Source organism: Methylobacterium sp. WL7 (genome assembly GCF_008040085.1).
Classification (GTDB): Bacteria; Pseudomonadota; Alphaproteobacteria; order Rhizobiales; family Beijerinckiaceae; genus Methylobacterium; species Methylobacterium mesophilicum.
The window spans coordinates 1-2176 of sequence record NZ_VRVG01000279.1; the positions used below are offsets into that span (position 1 = coordinate 1).

General features: G+C 70.4%; 4 protein-coding genes. All 4 read right to left on the reverse strand.

The annotated features are described in order from the left end of the window. Positions 1-113 precede the first annotated feature (113 nt). The 4 genes from FV233_RS29150 to FV233_RS29165 all read right to left on the reverse strand — a co-directional run bounded on the left by FV233_RS29150 (position 114) and on the right by FV233_RS29165 (position 2080). The gene (locus tag FV233_RS29150; protein WP_147853217.1) at positions 114-1148 is read right to left on the reverse strand and encodes a hypothetical protein; all 1035 of its coding nucleotides are present in this window, start codon (positions 1146-1148) and stop codon (positions 114-116) included. Between the two features lie 58 nt (positions 1149-1206). After that, the gene (locus tag FV233_RS29155) at positions 1207-1488 is read right to left on the reverse strand and encodes a hypothetical protein (protein WP_147853216.1); all 282 of its coding nucleotides are present in this window, start codon (positions 1486-1488) and stop codon (positions 1207-1209) included. 73 nt (positions 1489-1561) lie between these two features. Continuing rightward, positions 1562-1816 (reverse strand): helix-turn-helix domain-containing protein, encoded by a 255-nt coding sequence (locus FV233_RS29160; protein WP_147853215.1) that lies wholly within the window; start codon positions 1814-1816, stop codon positions 1562-1564. 12 nt (positions 1817-1828) lie between these two features. Further along, a complete protein-coding gene (locus FV233_RS29165) occupies positions 1829-2080 on the reverse strand; it encodes a hypothetical protein (RefSeq protein ID WP_147899609.1) in 252 nt (83 codons plus the stop codon). Positions 2081-2176 lie beyond the last annotated feature (96 nt).

Consider the following 2176-nt stretch of genomic DNA (forward strand, 5'->3'; position numbering starts at 1 on the left):
GTGTGAAGGTGACCACGTTGCTCATGATGTCAGGTCTCGGGGTGTGATGGGGGAGCCCGGCAGGATCCGGCCGGGGCGGTACGCACGGCTGCAGAAGGGGCGGCGGGCGCCGGTCAGCGCCGCGCCTGCTCGGCGGCCCAGGCCGCGAGGTCCTGGATGAAGCCCGCGGTTTCGGCGTCGTCGCCGTTCTCGATGATGCGTTCGGCCACGAGACCGAGCCGGATCTTCCGGTCCCAGAAAGCGGCCGGCCGGCGGCTCTGCATCTCGGCGGCGGCTTTGCCCTCGACGGTGGTCAGTTCGTCCGCGAGCCAATGCAGCAGCCTGCCGGCCGCATTGTCCGAGCAGCATTCCATGCAGGACATGGCGTAGGCGACGCTCGACAGCTCGCGCATCCTCTCGTGGACGGCTCGCAGCTCGTTGATGTCGGTGGAGGCGAAGTCGACCTGGTCGCCGATGTCCGACTTTGGGGGGCTCGGCGACAGTGCGTCGAGGTGCAGTTCCCGGCGAATGCGCCTGATGTCTTCGACCGTGGTCTCCGGACTTACCCGGCGATGAAATTCGGCCCACGCGGCCCCGCGGAGACGAGCGAGATCCCGCGCGATGCCGTCGGCGACCGGGACGAAGCTGGACGGCTCGAGGGCGGGCGCGGCCATGAAGCCGGGCGGCGGGTCGTACCAGTCGACCGGCTGGACGGGGGCACATGCGCCTGCCCCGGCGATCAGTGAGTCCGCGGCGTGGTCGCTGACCGTCATGCCCGGCTCGTCGCCGCGTTCGCCCTTCAGCGCCATGGCCCAAGCCTCGGCGAGAGCGCGGTAACCCTCGGGGGTCGTTGGGCGCACGGCCTTCAGGCCCTGGTAGGCGGCGCCCTGGGCCTCATCCAATTTTGCTGACAGCTCGTCGGGCACCTCAGCGTCCAGAACTTCGCCCAACGCATTCCAGCTCGCCCGGAACACGGTCACGACCGCCAGGGCGGGATCGGGTTCGGCGGCCGGGTGCGTCTCCGACGCGGCTGAGCCGGGCGATGCGGGCTCGGCGACAGGAGGGCGTGCGACGCGCGAGAGATCTGCCTGCAAGTCGGAGGCGCGCTCGCGCAGGCTGGCAGCGGCATCGGGGCGGATCAGGTTCTTGAGAGAGGTGCGCAGGGACATCGCGGGATCCTCGAGGAGAGGTGCGCGGGCGACCGGCCCGCTCGGATTGCGGGTCGGGTCAGAGCAGGGTGGCAAGGCCGATGAGCACCATGCCGCCGCCGATGATGAAGGCGGCCGCGAGTAGCTCACCGGCGATGTCGAGGAAGCGCAGGGACCGGCTGTGCGCCGTGTCGGGGCGGATGGGGGTGACGGCCTCCCAGGCCTCGATCGTGCCGGGCTGGGTCTCGTCGGGCAGGTTGCGGTAGCGGCGGTCCAGCGGGATCTGGCGGCGGCCCGTGCGGGCACTGGTGCTGCGCACCGGGACGGGCTGGCTGAAGTTCGGGATGCGGGCATAGGACATCGTTCGCGCTCCTGGTGGGGCTCGTGGCGGTGGGTCGGTGGTGGGGAGGTGCTGCGCCTTGGGTCGGCGCCGATCAGTCGGACGCAGCGCGGGCCTTTGCTGCCGACGCGGTGAGCGGCAGCGCCTCGAGGAAGGCCAAGAGGTCCGAGCGGAGGATGAGCGTGACGCCGCGCAGCTTCCGCGCTGGTAGGGCGCCCTCAGCGATCAGTTCGAAGATCAGGGCCTCACTGATCCCGATGGCAGCCGCAGCCGTGCGGGGGCGGTAAGCCAACGGATCGGCTGAGGGAGTGAGAGGCGCTTCAGTCGTCGGCTCGGAGCTACGGGGCATCGTGCCCTCCCCTCAGTGCGCAGTAGCGGCGCGGGCCATCTTGGCAGCCTGCCAGGCGGCCTTGAGGGCGGTGGACAGGGCGGCGGCGCGGGTGAGACCGTAGCGCTCCTGCAGGCCGGTGGCGGCAACCGCAGCGGCGGTCATGATCGCCGAGTGGTCGAACTTGCCGGCGACGACTAGGGGGCGGCGCTGAAACCGAGCGAAGCCCTGGATCTGGGCGCGGGCGCTAAGCAGGCCGGCGGGAACCTTAGGTCGTGAACCCATAACGGGTGGCACGGTTTGGTCGGGGCGTCGTTGGTTCTCCGAATAGAGGACCGAGGATGGCGCGGTTTGACCTGACGGACGCAGAGTGGGCGGTGA